We start from the raw sequence: 19,293 nt of genomic DNA, 5'->3' as shown, positions 1-19,293 counted from the left end.
GGTTTAACTACCACTTAAAAAAGTGATGCATTCAACCAAAGATGTACCATGATACTTGCGCCATAACCTAAAGCGATAACAGGTGTCCACTTTAAGTGCCCAAAAAATGTATAGTAACCGCGCGCTTGCCCCATTAAAGCAACCCCCGCCGCAGAGCCTATCGACAATAAACTACCACCTACACCTGCTGTAAGAGTGATCAAAAGCCACTGCCCGTGTGACATATCAGGCTCCATAGATAGTACCGCAAACATCACAGGTATATTATCAATGACTGCCGAGATAACACCAAGAAACACATTAGCTGTTGTTGTAGACCAGCTACCATATAGCATTTCAGACATTAGATTTAAGTAGCCTAGAAAGCCTAAACCACCTACACACATTACAATTCCGTAAAAGAACAATAAAGTATCCCACTCGGCACGTGACACTTTACTAAACACATCAAATGGTACAACACTGCCAAGTTTGGCTAACCTGTCTTTATCACCTAGCTGCTCCGCATGCGCTTTTTTGCGAGCAAGAGAACCAGGTAATGTCATTCTTAAAAAGTAACCAAAAAACTGTAAATACCCTAATCCCATCATCATGCCAAGCACTGGAGGCAAATGTAAAAAACTATGACACGCAACGGCTGTAGCTATTGTTAATAAGAATAAAACCAAAATTCTAACTGCACCACGCTTAAGCTCAACTTCTTCGTACTTCGCGGTGGGTTGCTTATCAGCAACATAAAAGCTCATTATTGCCGCAGGGACAAGGTAGTTCACTAACGAGGGTAAAAATAAGACTAAAAATTCATTAAAATGGACTAACCCAGCCTGCCAGACCATTAACGTGGTTATATCGCCAAACGGGCTAAATGCCCCACCCGCATTGGCTGCAATCACAATATTTATACAGCTGAGGTTAATAAATGGTTTATCACCTTCAGCCACTTTCATTACTACCGCGCACATTAGTAACGCCGTTGTCAGGTTATCTGCAATCGGTGATATAAAGAACGCTAGAAATCCGGTGATCCAAAATAAATTTTTATAATTAAATCCTTTACGTATCATCCAAGAGCGTAAAGCGTCGAACACACCTCGTTCTTCCAGTGCGTTGATATACGTCATCGCCACCAGTAAAAATAGCATTAGCTCAGCAAACTCAAGTAAGTTGTGTCTAAATGCGACTTCCGTAATACCAGGGATATCATGGTTTACATAGTATGCGCCAATCAATATCCAGATTAATCCCGCTGCAACGAGTACTGGTTTAGATTTTCTTAAATGTAGTTTTTCTTCGAGCATAACCACTGCATAAGCAATACAAAATATAATAATGCAAAGTAACCCAATATTAGATGTTGTTAGGTCTAATTGCCCGTCTGCCGCCCACGCAGGGGAGCAAAATAACAATAAAACCACACTCAAAAGGTTAAATCCTCGTAACAAAGTATTCACGTAACACGTCCTGTTTTAATTTCAAAAGCTATTTTTTTAATACGCATTGATCAATTCATATATTTTTATTTATCATTCTTATGATTGATCAATTGTTATAAAAAAGTTGAAATAAGGTATCACAATAAAATGGCGTGGCAATTATACTCAAGTCTAAATTTGCATTAATAACAGCGATATTACTGAGCGCAACGGTGGGTAGAACAAGTGGGGATAAACATTAAATTAAACATTAATGATAGCTCTCTAATACATAAAAATTTCCTCTCGCGCTATTTTATAGACTCACTAATAAATCAATAATTATGAGGCTCTGCAAACTTAGAAGAATATACTATACGTATAATATATACCGAGGTGAGTGTCGTTGGAATTAAAGCTATTTAGACAAGGCATTGATTGCAGAGAATGGTTATTCCTTTATTAAAATCAATAACGCAGTATAAATTTTTTTAAACCAAGCTCTTGGGCGTTTCACAGGGACTTACTCTCTGCGTTGTTACTTCTTAAAATGGACAGCCATTTTTTCAAAGTAACATTTTGATATTAAGCCCTTGTAAAACGCTGAATTCTGCACCTTGAGCTGGTTTGGATATACAACGCGCAACCTATTCAATTCTAGTTATACCCAGCCACGACTATGCTAATCTAGTTTATTCAATTCTTTTTCGTAACCAATAATCAAGGCTTACAAAACGCCCACCCCCCGTAAAAAATAAGCTTAATAGCATGGCAAAATAGATCGCAGAAAATTCGATGCCATTATTTAAAATTGATGGTTTGCCTTTTTCATATAAATAATCAGGAAAGCCATGCTCTTCGACTAATCCACGAATTTTTTCAATACGATCTTTCACTTCAAGAGAGTTATCTAAGCTTTCTTTAGCACCGGGAATAGCTAACCAATCAAGCACTTGTGCCGCACTTGTCTCCGGGTTTGTTGGCGCAATAGCAAACCAGCCGTTATGCCAATGCACACTCGTTGCTGCAACAACCATGGTAAACATCAGTGGAATAGCAACTAAACGTGTTAATAAACCAACTAACAAAAGCCATCCACCCAAGAACTCACTCCAACCGGCTAAAAATGCGAGCAAATCTGGAAATGGCAAGCCTAAACCCCAGTCAGGATTACCAAACCATGCGACGACATCGGGTGAAGCTAAAAATAATTCAAAAAAACCTGACGTATCACCACTAATTGCAAGTTTGTTATACCCAGCAATGATCATCACAGGCGCAAGAATAAGCCTAAAAAGTAATGCAGGAGCGCCATCTAAAACGGCAAGTTTAGTAAAGATAGAGTGGTATAAAGATATGATTTTATTTTTCATTTCAGTCCTTCTCAAAACGTTTAAGTTAGTTATAGTCTATAAATCACTTAGACCGCCATGAGCAGTTGCTTATTTCAACCAACAACCAGAAAAATATAAATTAACATTCAAGTGCAATAAGGTGTGCGTATGTGGGGTTTAATTCTACAACAATGCGAATATTTAAGCTTTAAATGAGCTAATAATCACATATAAATACTGAACGTTTCTAAGTGCCAATCTTTAGGGGCGATTAAATCGCCCCTAAGAGTAAAACTTTAACCTTGAAAGATTAACGGCTTATAATTGAGTTATATTTCTCGTGCTACTTGTAATGCCTCATAAATAGCTCGTTTTGCGTCAATTGCAGATGCTAATTTTGCTCCGCCGATAACATGTACCTTTGGGTTATCAAGTAATTGAGACATTAATTCATTATTAGAAACTTGCCCGATACACGCAATAACGGTATCGACAGGTAACACTTGATCTTGCCCTGCCACTGTAATTTTAAGACCTCGGTCATCAAAATGATGATATTGGCAATCAGCAATTTGTTTTACACCATGCTGCTTTGCAACTTGTCGGTGTATCCAACCTGTTGTTTTACCAAGATCGCTACCAAAGCGCCCTGCACTTCGTTTTAACATAAATAATTGTCGGTTATCTTTATGAGGATTTGGCTCACATTCAATACCCCACTGTGATTTAAAATCAGCAATGCTTTGATCTTTATGTTCACTTAAAAACGCAACCATATCAAAACCTATCCCACCTGCGCCTAAAATCGCAATAGAGTTACCGAGCTCAACTTCACCACGAATAACTTCATCGTATGAAAATACACGTTTATTGTCTGCACAGGTAAAATTTGCCTCACGAGGGCGAACGCCTGTTGCAAATACAACCTCATCATATTGCTCAAGCATATCATCAGCAAAAGCTGTATTTAACGTTATTGTGACTTTTAGGCGCTCAAGTTCATTGATGAAATAACGTAGAGTATGATTAAAATCCTCTTTACCTGGAATTCGCATGGCTAAATTAAATTGCCCGCCCATATCTGTCTTTTTATCAATCAGCGTAACCGTATGGCCTTTTTGTGCTAAATAGCAACTTGCCGATAAACCAGCGGGCCCTGCGCCAACAACTAAAACATTTTTTGATTTTGATGTGGCTTCTAATGGGTAATCAAGTTCAAATCCCGCTTGCGGATTCACCAAGCATGTCGCTCGTTTACCCTTAAATACGTGGTCTAAACAGCCTTGGTTACAGCCAATGCAAATATTAATGTGTTTACTTTGCTGTGCTTGGTATTTATTAAAAAATTCAGGATCAGCCAGTAATGGCCGCGCCATCGAAATTAAGTCAGCATCACCTGCGTTTAGTATTTCATTCGCAATATCCGGCGTGTTTATACGATTAACAGCAATCACTGGAACACTGACAACTTCTTTTAATCGTTTTGACGCTTCTTTAAAAGCACCTGGCGGCACCATACTCGCAATTGTTGGCACTCGCGCTTCATGCCAGCCAATACCTGTATTAAATATATCGACCCCAGCTTGCTCTAATGCTTTGGCTTGAGTCGTTACTTCATCAGGTGTTGACCCATTAGGGATCAAATCCATCACTGATAAACGAAAAATGATTAAAAATTCTTTATTTACTTTTGCCCGTACTGCTTTGACTATCTCTAATGCTAAGCGCATACGATTTTCTAAATTGCCACCGTATTCATCTGTGCGTTTATTGGTATGCGGAGCCATAAATTCATTGATCAAATAGCCTTCAGACCCCATCACTTCAACGCCATCGTAGCCAGCCTTTTGTGCTAAATAGGCAGAATGGGCAAAGTCTTTTATGGTTTTTTTAATCGAACTGAGCGACATTGCTTTTGGCTGATACGGATTAATAGGTGCTTTAATTGCGCTCGGTGCTTGATTAAATGGATGATATGCATAACGACCAGCATGTAATAATTGTAAGCAAATCTTACCGCCATGCTGATGTACAACATCGGTGTATGCGCGGTGCTTAAACACATCATAGTAGCTGTTAAAAGATGACGATATAGGCGTTAATTTACCACGTAAATTAGGGCTGTACCCACCTGTGATCAACATTGCCGTGCCACCTTTGGCACGCGCTTCATAAAACGCACTTAGGCGTTTTCGGTTATGCCACCCCTCTTCAAGGCCCGTATGCATTGAGCCCATTACCAAGCGGTTACGTAATTGTGTGTGTTTTAATTGTAATTGTTGTTCTAACATCCTCTGCCCCAATCAACTGGTCTAACCTCTATACATTAGCGAATTTTGCTTGATTGGCAAGTAATAAGCAACAAAAGTGATAAATTATGTAACATTTTCGCATAAACAAGGTTAAAAAATCATTCGTAAATACTTAGTTACGATTTAACAGTTAAATAAATTTTTATTCTGGGCTAATATGGAGTCAGATATAAGCTGTACCAAATTAAGGATCTATTTTGATTGCAAAGATGTTTAAAGGACTGTGGGCAGGAATTAACTTTTCACGCCGCTTAGTTCTCAATTTTTTATTTGTGCTAATTGTTATTCTTTTCATTGTGTCAATTGCCAGTGATGGAGATGAAATTAAAGTAGCAGATACATCTGTACTTAGGCTCAACCTCAATGGTCCAATCGTAGAAGAAAAAATCTACGTGGATCCAATTGGAGCGGCTATCAATGACGCCACAATGAGTAAGGATGAGCCAGCTGAAATTTTACTTGATGACATAATAGAAGTAATTGATCAAGCAACTGAAGATAAACGTATTTCGGTTATTTTGTTAGATTTACAAAAAATGCCAAATGCGCATTTAAATAAATTAAAGCAAATAACCCAAGCGTTAGAGCGTTTCAAAGCTGCGGATAAAAAAGTCATTGCCACTGGTTATTATTATTCACAAGCGCAATACTATTTAGCTGCTCATGCTAATGAAGTATCGATGCACCCTTATGGCGGCGTCGAAATTCAAGGTTTTGGTATGTACCCGCTGTATTTTAAAGAGGCCTTGGAAAAACTCGGTATCACTCAGCATATATTCCGTGTTGGGACATTCAAATCAGCTGTTGAGCCGTTTATCCGTAATGATATGTCAGATGCAGCCAAAGAAGCCAACAGCGTGTGGTTAAGTGCATTGTGGAAAGAATACAAACAAGATGTGGCCGCTGCTCGTCCGTTTGATGAAACAAATTTTGATGAAACAATGGATGTGTTCCTTGCAAAAATGCAAGCTGTTAATGGTGATTCAGGTAAATATGCGCTTGAGCATCAATGGGTAGATTCATTAAAAACTAATCAGCAAGTTCGTCAAGAACTTATCGCGTTAGTCGGTACTGAAGAAACAGGCAAGACCTTTAATCAAGTATCATTTAAAGAATATTTATCATTAATTAAACCTCCCATTACATTTGATAACCCAATGACAGAGAAAGTAGCTGTTGTTATTGCACGCGGCACTATTTCTGATGGTGAACGTAAAGCCGGTGAAATTGGTGGTGATTCAACCGCAGCCTTACTTCGTAAAGCGCGTTTAGATGAAAAAGTGAAAGCGGTTGTGCTACGAATTGATTCAGGTGGCGGTAGTATGTTTGCCTCTGAAGTTATTCGTGCCGAAGTGCTCGCACTAAAAGCAGCAGGTAAGCCTGTGATCGCTTCAATGAGCTCAGTTGCAGCGTCTGGTGGTTATTGGATTGCTTCTGCGGCCAATGAAATTTGGGCTGCGCCTAGCACCATCACTGGTTCAATTGGTGTATTCGGTAACTTTATGACATTTGAAAATACCATGGCTAAATTAGGTGTTTACTCGGATGGTGTAGCTACAACGGAAATGGCGGGTTTATCAATCGCACGCCCACTTAATGCAAAAATGGCACAAGTAATTCAATTAAGTGTTGAAGATGCTTATCAACGCTTTTTAGAGGTGGTTGGTGAAGCGCGTAACATGACCCCAGAGCAAGTAGATAATATTGCTCAAGGCCGCGTTTGGATTGCAAGCCAGGCACAAGAACTTGGTTTAATCGATAAACTAGGTAATAAACAAGATGCAATTAAAGCGGCGGCAGAACTCGCTAAGCTTGACTTTTATGAAGTTAAAACTATTAAGCATAGTCTGTCTGCTGAAGAGCAACTAATGCAAGATATTTTTGGAAATGCATCTATCAAATCACTGATTGGCTCACAAAGTACATTGCAAAATGCCTTATCAAATAAAGCATCAATCACTGGTTTAGTTAAGCAATTAACTGCTGAAGTTGAAAGCTTACAGGATTATAACGATCCGCAAGGTATTTATGCTCGTTGTTTAGTGTGTAATATTTCACAATAATGCGAGTTTCAGTTGGAATTAAAAGCGATTTAGACAAGGCATTGATTGCAAAGAATGGTTATTCCCTTGTTAAAATCAATAACGCGGTATAAATCGCTTTTAAACCAACCCGTTGGGCGTTTCACAGGTACTTACTCTCATCGTTGTTACTTCTTAAAAGGGACTGCCATTCTTGCAAAGTAACGCCTTGATATTAAGCACCTGTGAAACGCTGAATTCTGCATCTTGAGGTAGTTTAGGTATATAAGCTGTAATCGCAGCCACTAACCGTTATACTAAGCCCAGTTTTTTTACTGGGCTTTTTTATGAAACGTAAACGTATTTATATCGCATACACTGGCGGTACGATTGGGATGAAAAAATCGAGCCGAGGCTATATTCCCGCTGAAGGTTTTTTAACGCAAACCGTAGAAAACAATGCTGAATTTAATCGTGATGAAATGCCCCTATTCGATATTCACGAGTATTGCCCACTAATCGACTCTTCAGATATGTCCCCTGCTCATTGGCAATTAATTGCTGACGATATTAAAAGCAAATACCAAGATTACGATGGCTTTGTGGTGCTTCATGGTACCGATACCATGGCGTATACTGCATCAGCATTGTCGTTTATGTTTGAGAACTTAACAAAACCTGTCATCGTTACTGGCTCACAGATTCCGCTCTCGCAACTGCGATCTGATGGCCAAGTAAATTTACTCAATGCCATGTATTTAGCGGCTAATTACCCTATCGCAGAAGTAAGTCTCTTTTTTAATAATCAACTATTTCGTGGTAATCGCGCCACTAAGGCACACGCTGACGGATTTGATGCGTTTGCATCCCCTAACCTTGATCCATTGGCATTATCCGGTATTAACATTCAATTACTAAAGGGACAGCTGAGCCCTTACGTTGAGAACGAACTTCAAATAACTAAAATAACACCACAGCCTATTGGGGTTTTATATTTATATCCTGGGATCAGCCACGCTGTTGTAAAAAGCTTAGTAAATGATAATATTAAAGCTTTAGTGTTATTAAGCTTTGGTGTTGGTAATGCGCCACAAGATCCAGATTTTCTAGAAATACTTTCCAGCGCCAGTAAACGAGGTATGGTTATCGTCAATCTTACTCAATGTTTAAAAGGCCATGTTAATATGGGTGGTTACGCAACAGGTAACGCATTACTCAATATTGGTGTGATCAGCGGTTACGATATGACATTAGAAGCATGCTTAACGAAACTACATTACCTACTTAGTCAAAAACTAGAAGTAGAAACTATTCGTCATTTAATGCAAGATAATTTACGTGGTGAATTAAGCCGGTAACAAATAGCTTTCTAAACGAAAAAGGCACGCTATTTAGCGCGCCTTTTTCGTACTTAAACAGCAATTAACGTACTTTCGCGTCAATCTCTACTAAATCAGTTAAATGGCACACTTCACCGCTGTGGGTTTTAATACCATGCTCACCAAAATAATCTCGTTGAGCTTGCACTAAGTGACCATTACTTGGTGTAGTAAGCGTCGCAAAATACGTTTGTGTAGAGCTCAGTACCGGAAATGCTAATCCTGTCATCATTGCTTGTCCACAGATCTTACGCAGTGCTAACGACTCTTTTTCTAGTGTATCGATAAACTCAACACCTTCGGCAATATTATCTAAATAATCTGCACGAATGATACAACCAGCACGCCATGTTTGTAATGTTTTAGACAGGTCGACTTTCCACTGATGCGCACGCGATGCACCCTTGATAAGCGCAAGACCTTGACGATATGCTAATAAACTAGCAAACAAAAAAGCATCTTTAAGTTCGTCTAAATCTAATTCAACATGTGTGGTTGATTTAGCAGCATAGGCCATTTCTTTTGCGGCGTGTGTATCACCTGTGTTTGTTAAATGACGTGCTTGAACTGCTGCAACCAACGAAGGAACCGCAATGCCTAGCTCTAACGCATTCTGTGCCGTCCACAAGCCTGTGCCTTTTGCGCCAACTTTATTATCAATTAAATCAACTAATGCTTCATCTGCATTTGTTTCAAGCGATAAAATATGGCTTGAGATAGATAATAAGTAACTATTAAGTGACCCTTCAGACCATTGATTAAAGATCTCAGCTACTTCGTGCGGACTGCGTTTAGTGCCTAAACGTAGTAATTGATACATTTCTGCAATTAACTGCATTAGTGCATATTCAATACCGTTATGCACCATTTTGACAAAATGGCCACTAGCAGATTGACCTACACGGGCAAAACACGACTCACCCTTGTAACTTGCTGCTACTTTTTCAAACCATGGCTCGACACGCTCCCAGCCACCTTCTGAACCACTTGCCATCATCGCAGGACCATGGCGAGCACCTTCTGCCCCGCCAGAAATTCCCATCGTTGCAAATTCAAATTTGTTTTGATATTTCAGCTTCCGAGTGATGCCGTCTTTATAATTACTATTACCGCAATCAACGATAATATCGTCACAATCAACGCCCGCTTCAACTAGTTCACTGCAAACTTTATCAACTAACTCACCCGCTGGCACTAATAACAAAATTGAGCGAGGTGGCGTTAACCGTTTAACCATATCACCTAAATCAGAGACAATGTGCAAACGATCTGCCATGCCTTGTAATTTAGCACAGCTTAGTAATTCTTCGCCCGCATCCGGGTTTTTATCATAAGCTACTAGTGTCATTCCTTGCTCAATCAAATTGAGAGCAAGATTTTTACCCATAACGCCTAACCCGACTAATGCAACTTGCATTTAGTGTCCTCCTCGGTAACAACTATTGGTTAGAAAATGAAAATAATACCGCGCGCATTATACCCAAGCAGCTTAAAATTGCGAACTTAGACATTAGATACAACGCCGAGCGCAAAACAAATGCGCACATTGCGGGGATTATATCAAACAACCGTGGTTGCAGGGTGATAATTTCACGGTTGGGATTTCATTATTCGTGCATTGACGGAACCTGACACCGGTGTCATAATGTCGTCATATTAATTTTGTATAAATAATGACAGCAAAAGAATAACTAATTACTATTCTTCCCTGTTATTCAAACTGTATATTTCATTGCGCTAAAGCCTATGAATATAAATAATGAAAATAACCGTCAACCTGCTTACATCGTAAGCTCACAGGAGAATTTGATGCTTAGACGCACAAAAATAGTCGCGACCCTTGGACCTGCAACCGATCGAGATAACAACTTAGAAAAAATAATTCGTGCCGGTGCAAACGTAGTGCGCTTAAACTTCTCACACGGTATTGCACAAGATCATAAAGATCGCGCTCAAGCTGTACGTGATATTGCCAAAAAATTGGGTAAGCACATTGCTATTTTAGCTGACTTACAAGGCCCTAAAATTCGTGTATCAACGTTTAAAGAAGGCAAAGTAAGTTTGACTGTTGGTGCTAAATTCATTCTTGATGCAAAAATGGAAAAAGGCCTAGGCGATATTAATGGCGTAGGTATTGATTATAAAGAATTACCACAAGATGTTGCCCCTGGTGATTTACTCCTTTTAAATGACGGTTTAATTCAATTAACAGTCGTAAGTGTTGAAGGCCATTTAGTACATACCACAGTTGCTGTCGGTGGTGTGTTATCAAATAATAAAGGTATCAACCGTTTAGGGGGTGGTTTAACAGCACCCGCTTTTACTGAAAAAGATAAAGAAGATTTATTAACAGCTGCTGAAATTAACGTTGATTACATCGCAGTATCATTCCCACGCAGTGGCGATGATATGCGTTATGTACGTTCACTTGCTGAAGCTGCGGGTTCTAATGCACAGCTTTTAGCAAAAATTGAACGTGCTGAAGCGGTTGAAACTGTTGAAGCTGTTGATGATATTATTCTCGCTTCAGACGCTGTGATGGTTGCCCGTGGTGACCTAGGTGTTGAAATTGGCGATGCTGCTTTAATGGGTAAGCAAAAACTAATTATCCGCCGCGCTCGCTCACTAAATCGTACTGTGATCACTGCAACGCAAATGATGGAATCGATGATCGATAACCCAATGCCAACTCGTGCAGAAGTCATGGATGTTGCTAATGCTGTACTTGATGGTACTGACGCAGTAATGCTGTCAGCTGAAACTGCTGCTGGCGATTACCCTGAAGAAACCGTAGCAACTATGGCACGTGTTTGTTTAGGTGCTGAATCACAAAAAGAAACACACGTTTCTAAACATCGTTTAGATAGCCGTTTCTCTTCAAACGCTGAGTCAATCGCTTTATCTGCAATGTACGCAGCAAACCATTTAGATTCAGTAAAAGCAATCGTTACATTAACTGAGTCAGGTAGCACAGCTAAACTAATGTCTCGTATTAGCTCTGGTTTACCTATTTTCTCATTATCTCGTCATGCAAGTACGCTAGGTCAGACAGCGCTTTACCGTGGTGTTTACCCGGTGTTCTTTGATTCGACTAAATGTGAAAAAGATAATATGGTAAAAGATGCACTTAGCACCTTAGTTGCTGCTGGTTCATTGCAATCAGGCGACACCGTTATCATCACTCATGGTGATACGATGGAGACTATTGGCGCAACCAATACGATGAAAATAGTTACTGTTGCTTAGTTAAATCTTAGTCCTACAAAAACGCGAGCTTTTGCTCGCGTTTTTACGTTAAGGCTCTTAGTTAAGGCACAGCGTATAAAATACTCAACTCAATCCCCAAATTCTGGGTAATAAATTTAACTAGCTAAAGCTGCCTTGACTTTATCGCGGTAGCTACGGCTTACTTTTAACTCTTGCCCATTATCAAGTACAAGTAAATACTCACCACTTACTTGCGTTACTAATTTATTAATTTGTTTTGTATTTACAATGGCACTACGATGAACGCGCACAAATAATTGTGGATCGAGTTCTTGTTCTAGTTCTTTCATCGTTTTACGTAGAATATGCGTTTGCCCATCTTGGCAATGCAAACACATATAATCGCCAGCTGCATCCACCCATTGAATTGTCGCCACAGGCACACGGATTATTTCCCCTTGTTCCTTCACGGCTAAAGACTCTGGATAGCGACGATCTGTTAACGTATCTCCCGTCGCCAGCTTTTTCAAAATCTCTTCACAATTATTACCCGTAATTCCAGCAACAAAACTCGCCAATTTCTTTTTATGTGCGTTGTCTTGTTGCGTCTTCAAGTAAGTATGCACTTTTTCTACCGCCTGTTTTAGTCTGTTGTCATCGACTGGTTTAAGAATATAATCTAAAGCATGAATTTCAAATGCCTTGACTGCGAACTGATCAAATGCGGTTACAAATACAATAGCAGGTAACGCCCTTACGCTACTGCTTAATGTTCTAGCAACTTCAAAGCCATTCATACCTGGCATTTGGATATCTAAAAAAACTAAATCTATATTCCCTGCAAGACATGCATCAATTGCCTCTTGGCCCGAGCTACACAACTTTATCACTTCGATATCGTCAAAGTCTTCTAATCTCACCGCTAATCCTCTACGAGCTAACGGTTCATCATCTACAATCAGGGTTTTAATCTTGCTCATTTTTCACAGCCTTTTCAAACGGAACACGCAGATTTACTTTCAATCCACTTGGCGTATTATGTGATAATACAAACGAATAGTTATTTTCATACAAAGTCTTTAGGCGATCTTTGGTGTTTGCCACCCCTACCCCTTGTGCATTAACTAATTGACCATTAACTAGCTCAGTGCCAGGGCCATTATCACCTACTTCCAACAATAGTTCATTAGCAAATACCTGTGCTTTGATATCAATCACTCCACCTTGCGCTAAATGAGCTATCGCGTATTTAATCGCATTCTCTATTATAGGTTGTAATATCAAACTAGGGACTAATGCTTGCTTTGCTTCATCACTTACTTGCACATTGAGCTTTAAACGTTCATCAAAACGAACTCGTTCTATCTCAAGGTACAACATAAGTGCATGCAACTCTTGCTCTAATGGCACTTTCTTAATTGGATCAGTATTAAGTGTATAACGCAAAAAGTCACTTAACTTAGACACCATTAAATTGGCATCTTTATTCTCTTTTACCAATATTAAGGTTGAGATAGCATTCAAGGTATTAAATAAAAAGTGAGGGTTAAGCTGGTATCGCAGCATTTTTAATTGCGCTTCATGGGCCATCGTCGTAGCCTTTAATGCTTTTTGACGCTCACTTTGCAATAACTGATAATACTTTATACCAAAGTACAAACCACTCCAGCACAATACAATATAGACTGAGTCTAAGCCTTGCTGAAAATAATAAAACCATTCTGAAGGACGATAACCATGTCGATATATTTCCCACAGATTAAACTTTTGTACAACTGCCCATAAAGTGCCTGTTACGTAGGAAGCACTAAATACAACAAGCATGAGCACCCAAGGGGATGCATTCCATGCTTTGCGATACATATAACGCAGTGGCACAGTCATTAAGCAACCCGCATATGCATTGAGTACAATGACGAATACGTAGATGTCGCGCATTTCAAAGACTTTTGAGCCAATATAATTTACTAGTGCATAACCAATCCAGCCCGCGATCTGTAATACCCAGAAAAAACGTTGGCGGTTGTCGACTAATGATTGCCAATTCAAAATAGTTAATTACCTCATTAATTTATAATTATTATATAGCGTTAGCTAGGATGGGATCACTACCAACTATCTCGCTTTTCACGAGCCTTACCGCAAAGATATCTACAGATGATTTGAGCATACTTTATTTTAGCCACAAAAAAAGGAGCCATAGGCTCCCTTTTAGTACTTATTTAAAAAGCTTAAGCTGCCGCTAGGCCTTCTTTTGCTTTTTCAACAAGCGCTGCGAATGCAACTTGATCATAAACAGCGATATCTGCAAGGATCTTACGATCGATTTCTACAGATGTCTTTTTAAGACCATTGATAAAACGGCTGTAAGACAGACCATTTTGACGTGAAGCAGCATTGATACGTGCAATCCATAATTGACGGAAAGTACGTTTCTTCGCACGACGGTCACGGTAAGCGTATTGACCCGCTTTAGTAACAGCCTGAAAAGCTACGCGGTAAACACGTGAACGTGCTCCGTAGTAACCTTTTGCTTGTTTTAAAACTTTTTTGTGACGTGCACGTGCGACAACGCCGCGTTTAACTCTTGCCATTTCTAAAAACCCCTATTAAGCGAACGGTAACATACGTGAAACTAGACCATGGTCATTTTTATGAACCATCATCTTAGGACGTAGGTGTAGTTTACGCTTAGAAGTTTTCTTAGTCAGAATATGACGAAGATGCGCTTGTTTACGCTTGAAACCGCCAGAAGCAGTCTTTTTGAAGCGCTTAGCTGCGCCGCTGTGACTTTTTAGCTTATAAGCCATTGCAATAACTCCAAATGTATTGCTTTAAAATTAGTAAGCAGGCGTGAGATATATTTCTATAGCTCCACTTTTAGGCCTAACTTACTGCCATGTTCCGGTGAAAACCCAGCATAAATGCCGCAGTTTTACTTTAATACCGGTTAACTCAGGTGAATATTTACATATTACTTGCAGACCTGAGCTAAATTCGGTGCATATCTTAGCGCGTTTATTGCTTTTTAGCAACAGGTGCCATCATCATAACCATTTGGCGACCTTCAACACGATTTGGGAAAGACTCAACAACTGCAAGTTCTTCTAAATCGGCTTTGATACGGTTTAGTAATTCTATACCAATTTCTTGGTGGGCCATTTCACGACCACGGAAGCGGATGGTAATTTTAGCTTTATCGCCACCTTCTAAGAACTTACGTAAGTTGCGAAGCTTAACCTGATAATCGCCTTCATCCGTTCCCGGACGGAATTTGATTTCTTTTATCTGGATCTGCTTTTGCTTCTTTTTCTGCTCTTTCAGTTCTTTGCTTTTTTCAAAGATGAACTTACCGTAGTCCATGATTCTACAAACAGGCGGCTCTGCATTAGGGCTAATCTCAACAAGATCAACACCCGCGGCATCAGCCATTGTTTGCGCGTCTTTTAATGACTGAATTCCAGCTTGTTCGCCTTCAATGTCAATTAAGCGAACTTCTTGAGCTGTAATTTCTTCGTTAATACGATTTTTTTGGGCTGTTTGTTGCCCTTTCTTGCCGCCTCTAATAGTACGTTCCTCCAAGAATATCAAATAATAAGCGTGTAGTTAGCTGTTTTGTAAATGCCCTACACGCTGGATTTTTATAGTCGATTTTTAATTTCTTCGCTAATTTTAGCGACAAATTCATCAACATTAAATTTGCCCAGATCTTCACCTGTGCGGGTACGCACCGCTACTTCTTGTTGTTCAACTTCTTTATCGCCAACAACAAGTAAGTAAGGAATACGTTTTAATGTATGTTCACGGATTTTAAAGCCAATCTTCTCATTTCTCAAGTCAGCAGTGGCTCTAATTCCAATTTTATTTAATTTTTGTACAACTTCTTGCACATAACCAGCTTGTTTATCTGTGATATTCATAATCACAACTTGCTTAGGCGCAAGCCACGTTGGGAATAAGCCCGCGTACTCTTCTGTTAAGATACCGATAAAGCGTTCGATAGAACCTAAAATAGCACGGTGAATCATAACAGGCGTACGGCGTTCGTTATTTTCAGCAACATAAGTTGCTCCTAAACGCCCCGGTAATGCAAAATCTAGTTGCACTGTACCACACTGCCACGCTCTGTCTAAGCAATCGTACAAAGTAAATTCAATTTTAGGACCATAAAAGGCACCTTCGCCCGGTAGGTAATCAAATTCAATGTCATTTGCTTTAAGTGCGTCAGCTAATGCAAGCTCAGCTTTGTCCCACATTTCGTCATCACCAATACGCTGTTCAGGGCGTGTTGACAACTTAACAACAATTTTTTCAAAACCAAACGTTTCGTATGTGTCGTACACCATTTTAATACATGACGATACTTCGTCCATGATTTGTTCTTCAGTACAGAACACATGGGCATCATCTTGTGTAAAGCCACGCACACGCATTAAACCGTGTAGTGCACCTGATGGTTCATTACGGTGACAACAACCAAACTCAGCCATACGCAGTGGTAAATCACGGTATGATTTTAAGCCTTGATTAAATATTTGTACGTGACCTGGGCAGTTCATTGGTTTAATAGCGTATTCACGCTTCTCAGACTCAGTGGTGAACATTGCATCTGAATATTTATCCCAGTGACCTGATTTTTCCCACAATGAACGGTCCATCATCATTGGACCTTTTACTTCTTCATATTGGTATTTACGTAATTTTTCACGTACAAACTCTTCTAACTCACGGTAAATGCTCCAACCATCGTTGTGCCAAAATACCATGCCTGGCGCTTCTTCTTGCCAATGCCATAAATCAAGTGCTTTACCAATACGACGGTGATCACGTTTTTCAGCTTCTTCAAGGCGTTTTAAATAAGCTTTAAGCTGTTTTTTGTCGCCCCAAGCGGTGCCATAAATACGCTGTAGCATTTTATTATCTGAATCACCACGCCAGTAAGCACCGGCTACTTTCATGATTTTGAAATTTTGGCAAAATTTCATGTTTGGTACGTGTGGACCACGACACATATCAACATATTCTTCATGCTGGTATAAACCAGGACGATCATCTTTACTGATGTTTTCGTCAAGAATCTCAATTTTATATGTTTCGCCGCGCGCTTCAAATACATCGCGCGCTTCTTGCCAGCTTACGGTGTTCTTAACCACATCGTAGTTTGTTTTAGCTAGTTGTAACATGCGTTTTTCAATGGCTTCTAAATCATCTTGAGATAACGATTGCTCCATATCGATATCATAGTAAAAACCATTATCAATTGTTGGACCAATAGCCATTTTCGCATCAGGAAACAACTGCTTAACCGCATGACCAATTAAGTGGGCACATGAATGACGAATAATCTCAAGGCCGTCGTCATCTTTTACGGTAATGATTTCAAGACGAGAATCTTCACTAATTAAATCACATGCATCAACGCGCGTACCATTAACTCGACCAGCGATAGTCGCTTTGGCTAGACCTGGTCCGATATCATTCGCTACGTCAAGAGTACTTACTGGGTTTTCGAAACTACGCTGACTGCCGTCAGGAAGAGTAATAACTGGCATTATAAATCCTTGCTACAGTGGTGACGCCTACAATGCATCACATGTATTTATTAAATTAAAATGAATGACTCTACAACGCTTTTACGAATAAGCATTGTTAAATTCAGCGTTAAACGCTAATGCACTTGTTGAGTCTTACCAAGTACAATTAGTTATTGTCGCGTTTGAAGCAGTTAAATACAAGTATTTAGCCAGACAAATTGACAAATAACCCTCGCATTTCATACTTACATAGAATTTTAGCTGTTGGACTACTTAATGACTGCGCCAAACCGTATATGCTTTGCCACGCTTAATTTACTTAATTTTGCGGTACCTCCTTATTCATTTTATCAATTGCATGAACGCTATAATGCAACTCAATGGCAACAAAAACTGCAGTTTATTACTGGTTTTTTACAGCAAAGCCAAGCGACTATCGTCGCATTTCAGGAAGTCTTTAGTCCAAATGCATTGCAAACACTTTGTAAAGACCAAGGCTATGATCATTTCGCTACTGTGGCAGCACCACGAAGCGATAATCTTTATCCACAAGTCTTATTTAACCCTGTCGTTGCAATTGCTTCAAAAATTCCTTTTACGCAATGTATCGAATTAACCCCTTGTCCTGAATTACTTGAATATTTAAATAACCAAAATGAATTTAAATTTAATAGAACACCTATCAAGTGCAGCTTTAGTATTCCTAAATTTGGTGACTTGACCTGCTATGTAGTGCACTTTAAATCACAACGGGTGCATTCAATGGCGCATATTTTGAATATTCATAATCAAGAAGATCCGTTACTTAATGTATTGCAGCAAACAGTAGGTATGATGCAATCGCAAATTTCTCGCTCTTTAGAAGCGTCTATTGTTTACTATGATGCACTTAAAACACAACGAGAAAAAAACTGCGCCACAATTGTTATGGGTGATTTTAACGATAGCATTCACAGCCCCGCATTGTCATTTATGACCACAGGATTCCCCCCGTTGCAAAGTAATTCGTGTTTAAAGATCGATCAACCAGTAGTTGGTTTATCAGATGCATATGAATTAAGTACTCAATGCGAAGCGGGACAAAAAAAGCCTCCCAGTCATTACTACAAAGGCCAAGGCAATGTACTTGACTATATTTTGACCTCAAGTCATTTTAATACGCACTGTGCTTTATCACGAATAAAGTCTTTAGATTATTTAAGTTTTGATTCACATCTGAACCCCCAATTGGTTGAAGAAGATATTTGTGTAAGTGATCATAGTGGGATAGCAATTGAAATAGGTTTTTAAAATGCGCTGTTTTTAAGACGTTTAATTGATATAATATGATTAAACTAGTTATTAGAGAATGACAATGAGAACATGTGGTGTAGAAATTACCGGTAGTGACGTACTACTGTGTATTTTAACTAAAGATAACGATGTATTTGATATACGTGATATCCGCCAAACTCGCTTTACTTTAGGCAATGGTAACGACACTGAAGTTATGCGTAAATTTCAGTTCGATTTTGCAAAATTAATGCAAGATTACCAAATTGACTCTGTGGCAATTCGTCAACGTGCCCCTAAGGGTAAATTTGCAGGTAGTGCAAATGGCTTCAAAATGGAAACGGCTATCCAATTGATCAAAGAATTAGATGTCTATTTATTCAGCACAACTGAAGTCAAAGAACAGTTAAAGCGAAATCCAATCCCTATCGATTTTGCAGAAACGGGACTTAAAAAATATCAAGAAAATGCGTTTGTGAATGCATACGTACACTTGATGAAAAAAACATATCGTAGTGAAGAGCTTTAATTTTTCAAAGTAGCGCTTTATTGATTATAATTGCTTGATCTGAAGCCAAATAAATTAACCTACGACACAACGCCAATGTGTGCTGTTATTCAGCATATCTCATTGGCGTTTTTTATTGCCCTGTTTTTTGCTCTAAGCTCATCCCCCCTGCTACATTGGTCTTAGAACCCTTTCATTTGTCGACAATTTATGCTTTTCTTGTTTTTGTATACTCACACAACATGACATGGAGACCGCACAATGCAAGTAAATGACAACAATACACCTGTAAAAAATGCGAAAAATAAAGTCAA

15 protein-coding genes are annotated in these 19,293 nt (G+C 39.2%); 5 read left to right on the top strand and 10 right to left on the bottom strand.

Features of this window, described 5'->3' with window-relative positions; translation table 11 throughout:
- Positions 1-14: 14 nt before the first annotated feature.
- The 3 genes from nhaD to A7967_RS03850 all read right to left on the bottom strand — a co-directional run bounded on the left by nhaD (position 15) and on the right by A7967_RS03850 (position 5,037).
- Positions 15-1,421, bottom strand: coding sequence for a sodium:proton antiporter NhaD (gene nhaD / locus A7967_RS03860; RefSeq protein ID WP_231659005.1), 1,407 nt, complete (start codon positions 1,419-1,421; stop codon positions 15-17).
- A gap of 683 nt (positions 1,422-2,104) precedes the next feature.
- Entirely contained in the window at positions 2,105-2,785 is a 681-nt protein-coding gene (locus A7967_RS03855) for an HvfX family Cu-binding RiPP maturation protein (protein ID WP_054204694.1), read from the bottom strand.
- 290 nt (positions 2,786-3,075) lie between these two features.
- Entirely contained in the window at positions 3,076-5,037 is a 1,962-nt protein-coding gene (locus A7967_RS03850; RefSeq protein WP_054204695.1) for an oxidoreductase, read from the bottom strand.
- A 218-nt stretch (positions 5,038-5,255) separates the two neighbouring features.
- Between A7967_RS03850 and sppA the strand changes: the two genes are divergently transcribed.
- Positions 5,256-7,121, top strand: a complete 1,866-nt coding sequence (gene sppA / locus A7967_RS03845; protein ID WP_054204696.1) for a signal peptide peptidase SppA — start codon at positions 5,256-5,258, stop codon at positions 7,119-7,121.
- A gap of 305 nt (positions 7,122-7,426) precedes the next feature.
- Positions 7,427-8,437, top strand: a complete 1,011-nt coding sequence (gene ansA / locus A7967_RS03840; protein WP_054204697.1) for an asparaginase — start codon at positions 7,427-7,429, stop codon at positions 8,435-8,437.
- A 64-nt stretch (positions 8,438-8,501) separates the two neighbouring features.
- Here ansA and gnd read toward each other — a convergent pair whose 3' ends face one another.
- Positions 8,502-9,875: an NADP-dependent phosphogluconate dehydrogenase gene (gene gnd / locus A7967_RS03835; RefSeq protein ID WP_054204698.1), complete on the bottom strand. Its 1,374-nt coding sequence runs from the start codon at positions 9,873-9,875 to the stop codon at positions 8,502-8,504.
- Between the two features lie 392 nt (positions 9,876-10,267).
- On the opposite strand from gnd, the gene pyk reads away from it, so the two are divergent.
- Complete coding sequence (gene pyk, locus A7967_RS03830; RefSeq protein ID WP_054204699.1) at positions 10,268-11,704, top strand: pyruvate kinase; 1,437 nt, start codon at positions 10,268-10,270, stop codon at positions 11,702-11,704.
- 116 nt (positions 11,705-11,820) lie between these two features.
- On the opposite strand, the gene A7967_RS03825 is transcribed toward pyk, so the two are convergent.
- The 6 genes from A7967_RS03825 to thrS all read right to left on the bottom strand — a co-directional run bounded on the left by A7967_RS03825 (position 11,821) and on the right by thrS (position 17,217).
- Entirely contained in the window at positions 11,821-12,645 is an 825-nt protein-coding gene (locus A7967_RS03825) for a LytR/AlgR family response regulator transcription factor (RefSeq protein ID WP_054204700.1), read from the bottom strand.
- Positions 12,632-13,714 carry a sensor histidine kinase gene (locus A7967_RS03820; RefSeq protein ID WP_054204701.1) on the bottom strand — a complete coding sequence of 361 codons (1,083 nt, stop codon included), beginning with the start codon at positions 13,712-13,714 and terminating at the stop codon, positions 12,632-12,634. The genes A7967_RS03825 and A7967_RS03820 overlap by 14 nt, the downstream gene beginning before the upstream one ends.
- Positions 13,715-13,896: 182 nt before the next feature.
- A complete protein-coding gene (gene rplT / locus A7967_RS03815; protein ID WP_004587841.1) occupies positions 13,897-14,259 on the bottom strand; it encodes a 50S ribosomal protein L20 in 363 nt (120 codons plus the stop codon).
- Between the two features lie 15 nt (positions 14,260-14,274).
- The gene (gene rpmI, locus A7967_RS03810; protein ID WP_002960713.1) at positions 14,275-14,475 is read right to left on the bottom strand and encodes a 50S ribosomal protein L35; all 201 of its coding nucleotides are present in this window, start codon (positions 14,473-14,475) and stop codon (positions 14,275-14,277) included.
- Positions 14,476-14,683: 208 nt separating this feature from the next.
- Entirely contained in the window at positions 14,684-15,247 is a 564-nt protein-coding gene (infC, locus tag A7967_RS03805; RefSeq protein WP_082355596.1) for a translation initiation factor IF-3, read from the bottom strand.
- A 59-nt stretch (positions 15,248-15,306) separates the two neighbouring features.
- The gene (gene thrS / locus A7967_RS03800; RefSeq protein WP_054204702.1) at positions 15,307-17,217 is read right to left on the bottom strand and encodes a threonine--tRNA ligase; all 1,911 of its coding nucleotides are present in this window, start codon (positions 17,215-17,217) and stop codon (positions 15,307-15,309) included.
- A 258-nt stretch (positions 17,218-17,475) separates the two neighbouring features.
- Here thrS and A7967_RS03795 point away from each other — a divergent pair, with 258 nt between their 5' ends.
- Positions 17,476-18,489 carry an endonuclease/exonuclease/phosphatase family protein gene (locus A7967_RS03795; RefSeq protein WP_054204703.1) on the top strand — a complete coding sequence of 338 codons (1,014 nt, stop codon included), beginning with the start codon at positions 17,476-17,478 and terminating at the stop codon, positions 18,487-18,489.
- Positions 18,490-18,553: 64 nt separating this feature from the next.
- Positions 18,554-19,000, top strand: a complete 447-nt coding sequence (locus tag A7967_RS03790) for a DUF3010 family protein (RefSeq protein ID WP_054204704.1) — start codon at positions 18,554-18,556, stop codon at positions 18,998-19,000.
- The last annotated feature ends 293 nt before the right edge of the window (positions 19,001-19,293 follow it).

It is taken from the genome of Pseudoalteromonas neustonica (genome assembly GCF_001653135.1).
GTDB classification, from domain to species: domain Bacteria; phylum Pseudomonadota; class Gammaproteobacteria; order Enterobacterales; family Alteromonadaceae; genus Pseudoalteromonas; species Pseudoalteromonas neustonica.
This window is presented reverse-complemented; position numbering and strand designations above follow the sequence as displayed.

Bases quoted from the DNA above. Each gene is read 5' to 3' on its own strand.
- A7967_RS03855 (WP_054204694.1), bottom strand. From the start codon at position 2,785: ATGAAAAATAAAATCATATCTTTATACCACTCTATCTTTACTAAACTT.
- A7967_RS03850 (WP_054204695.1), bottom strand. From the start codon at position 5,037: ATGTTAGAACAACAATTACAATTAAAACACACACAATTACGTAACCGC.
- ansA (WP_054204697.1), top strand. From the start codon at position 7,427: ATGAAACGTAAACGTATTTATATCGCATACACTGGCGGTACGATTGGG.
- gnd (WP_054204698.1), bottom strand. From the start codon at position 9,875: ATGCAAGTTGCATTAGTCGGGTTAGGCGTTATGGGTAAAAATCTTGCT.
- pyk (WP_054204699.1), top strand. From the start codon at position 10,268: ATGCTTAGACGCACAAAAATAGTCGCGACCCTTGGACCTGCAACCGAT.
- A7967_RS03825 (WP_054204700.1), bottom strand. From the start codon at position 12,645: ATGAGCAAGATTAAAACCCTGATTGTAGATGATGAACCGTTAGCTCGT.
- rplT (WP_004587841.1), bottom strand. From the start codon at position 14,259: ATGGCAAGAGTTAAACGCGGCGTTGTCGCACGTGCACGTCACAAAAAA.
- rpmI (WP_002960713.1), bottom strand. From the start codon at position 14,475: ATGGCTTATAAGCTAAAAAGTCACAGCGGCGCAGCTAAGCGCTTCAAA.
- thrS (WP_054204702.1), bottom strand. From the start codon at position 17,217: ATGCCAGTTATTACTCTTCCTGACGGCAGTCAGCGTAGTTTCGAAAAC.
- A7967_RS03795 (WP_054204703.1), top strand. From the start codon at position 17,476: ATGACTGCGCCAAACCGTATATGCTTTGCCACGCTTAATTTACTTAAT.
- A7967_RS03790 (WP_054204704.1), top strand. From the start codon at position 18,554: ATGAGAACATGTGGTGTAGAAATTACCGGTAGTGACGTACTACTGTGT.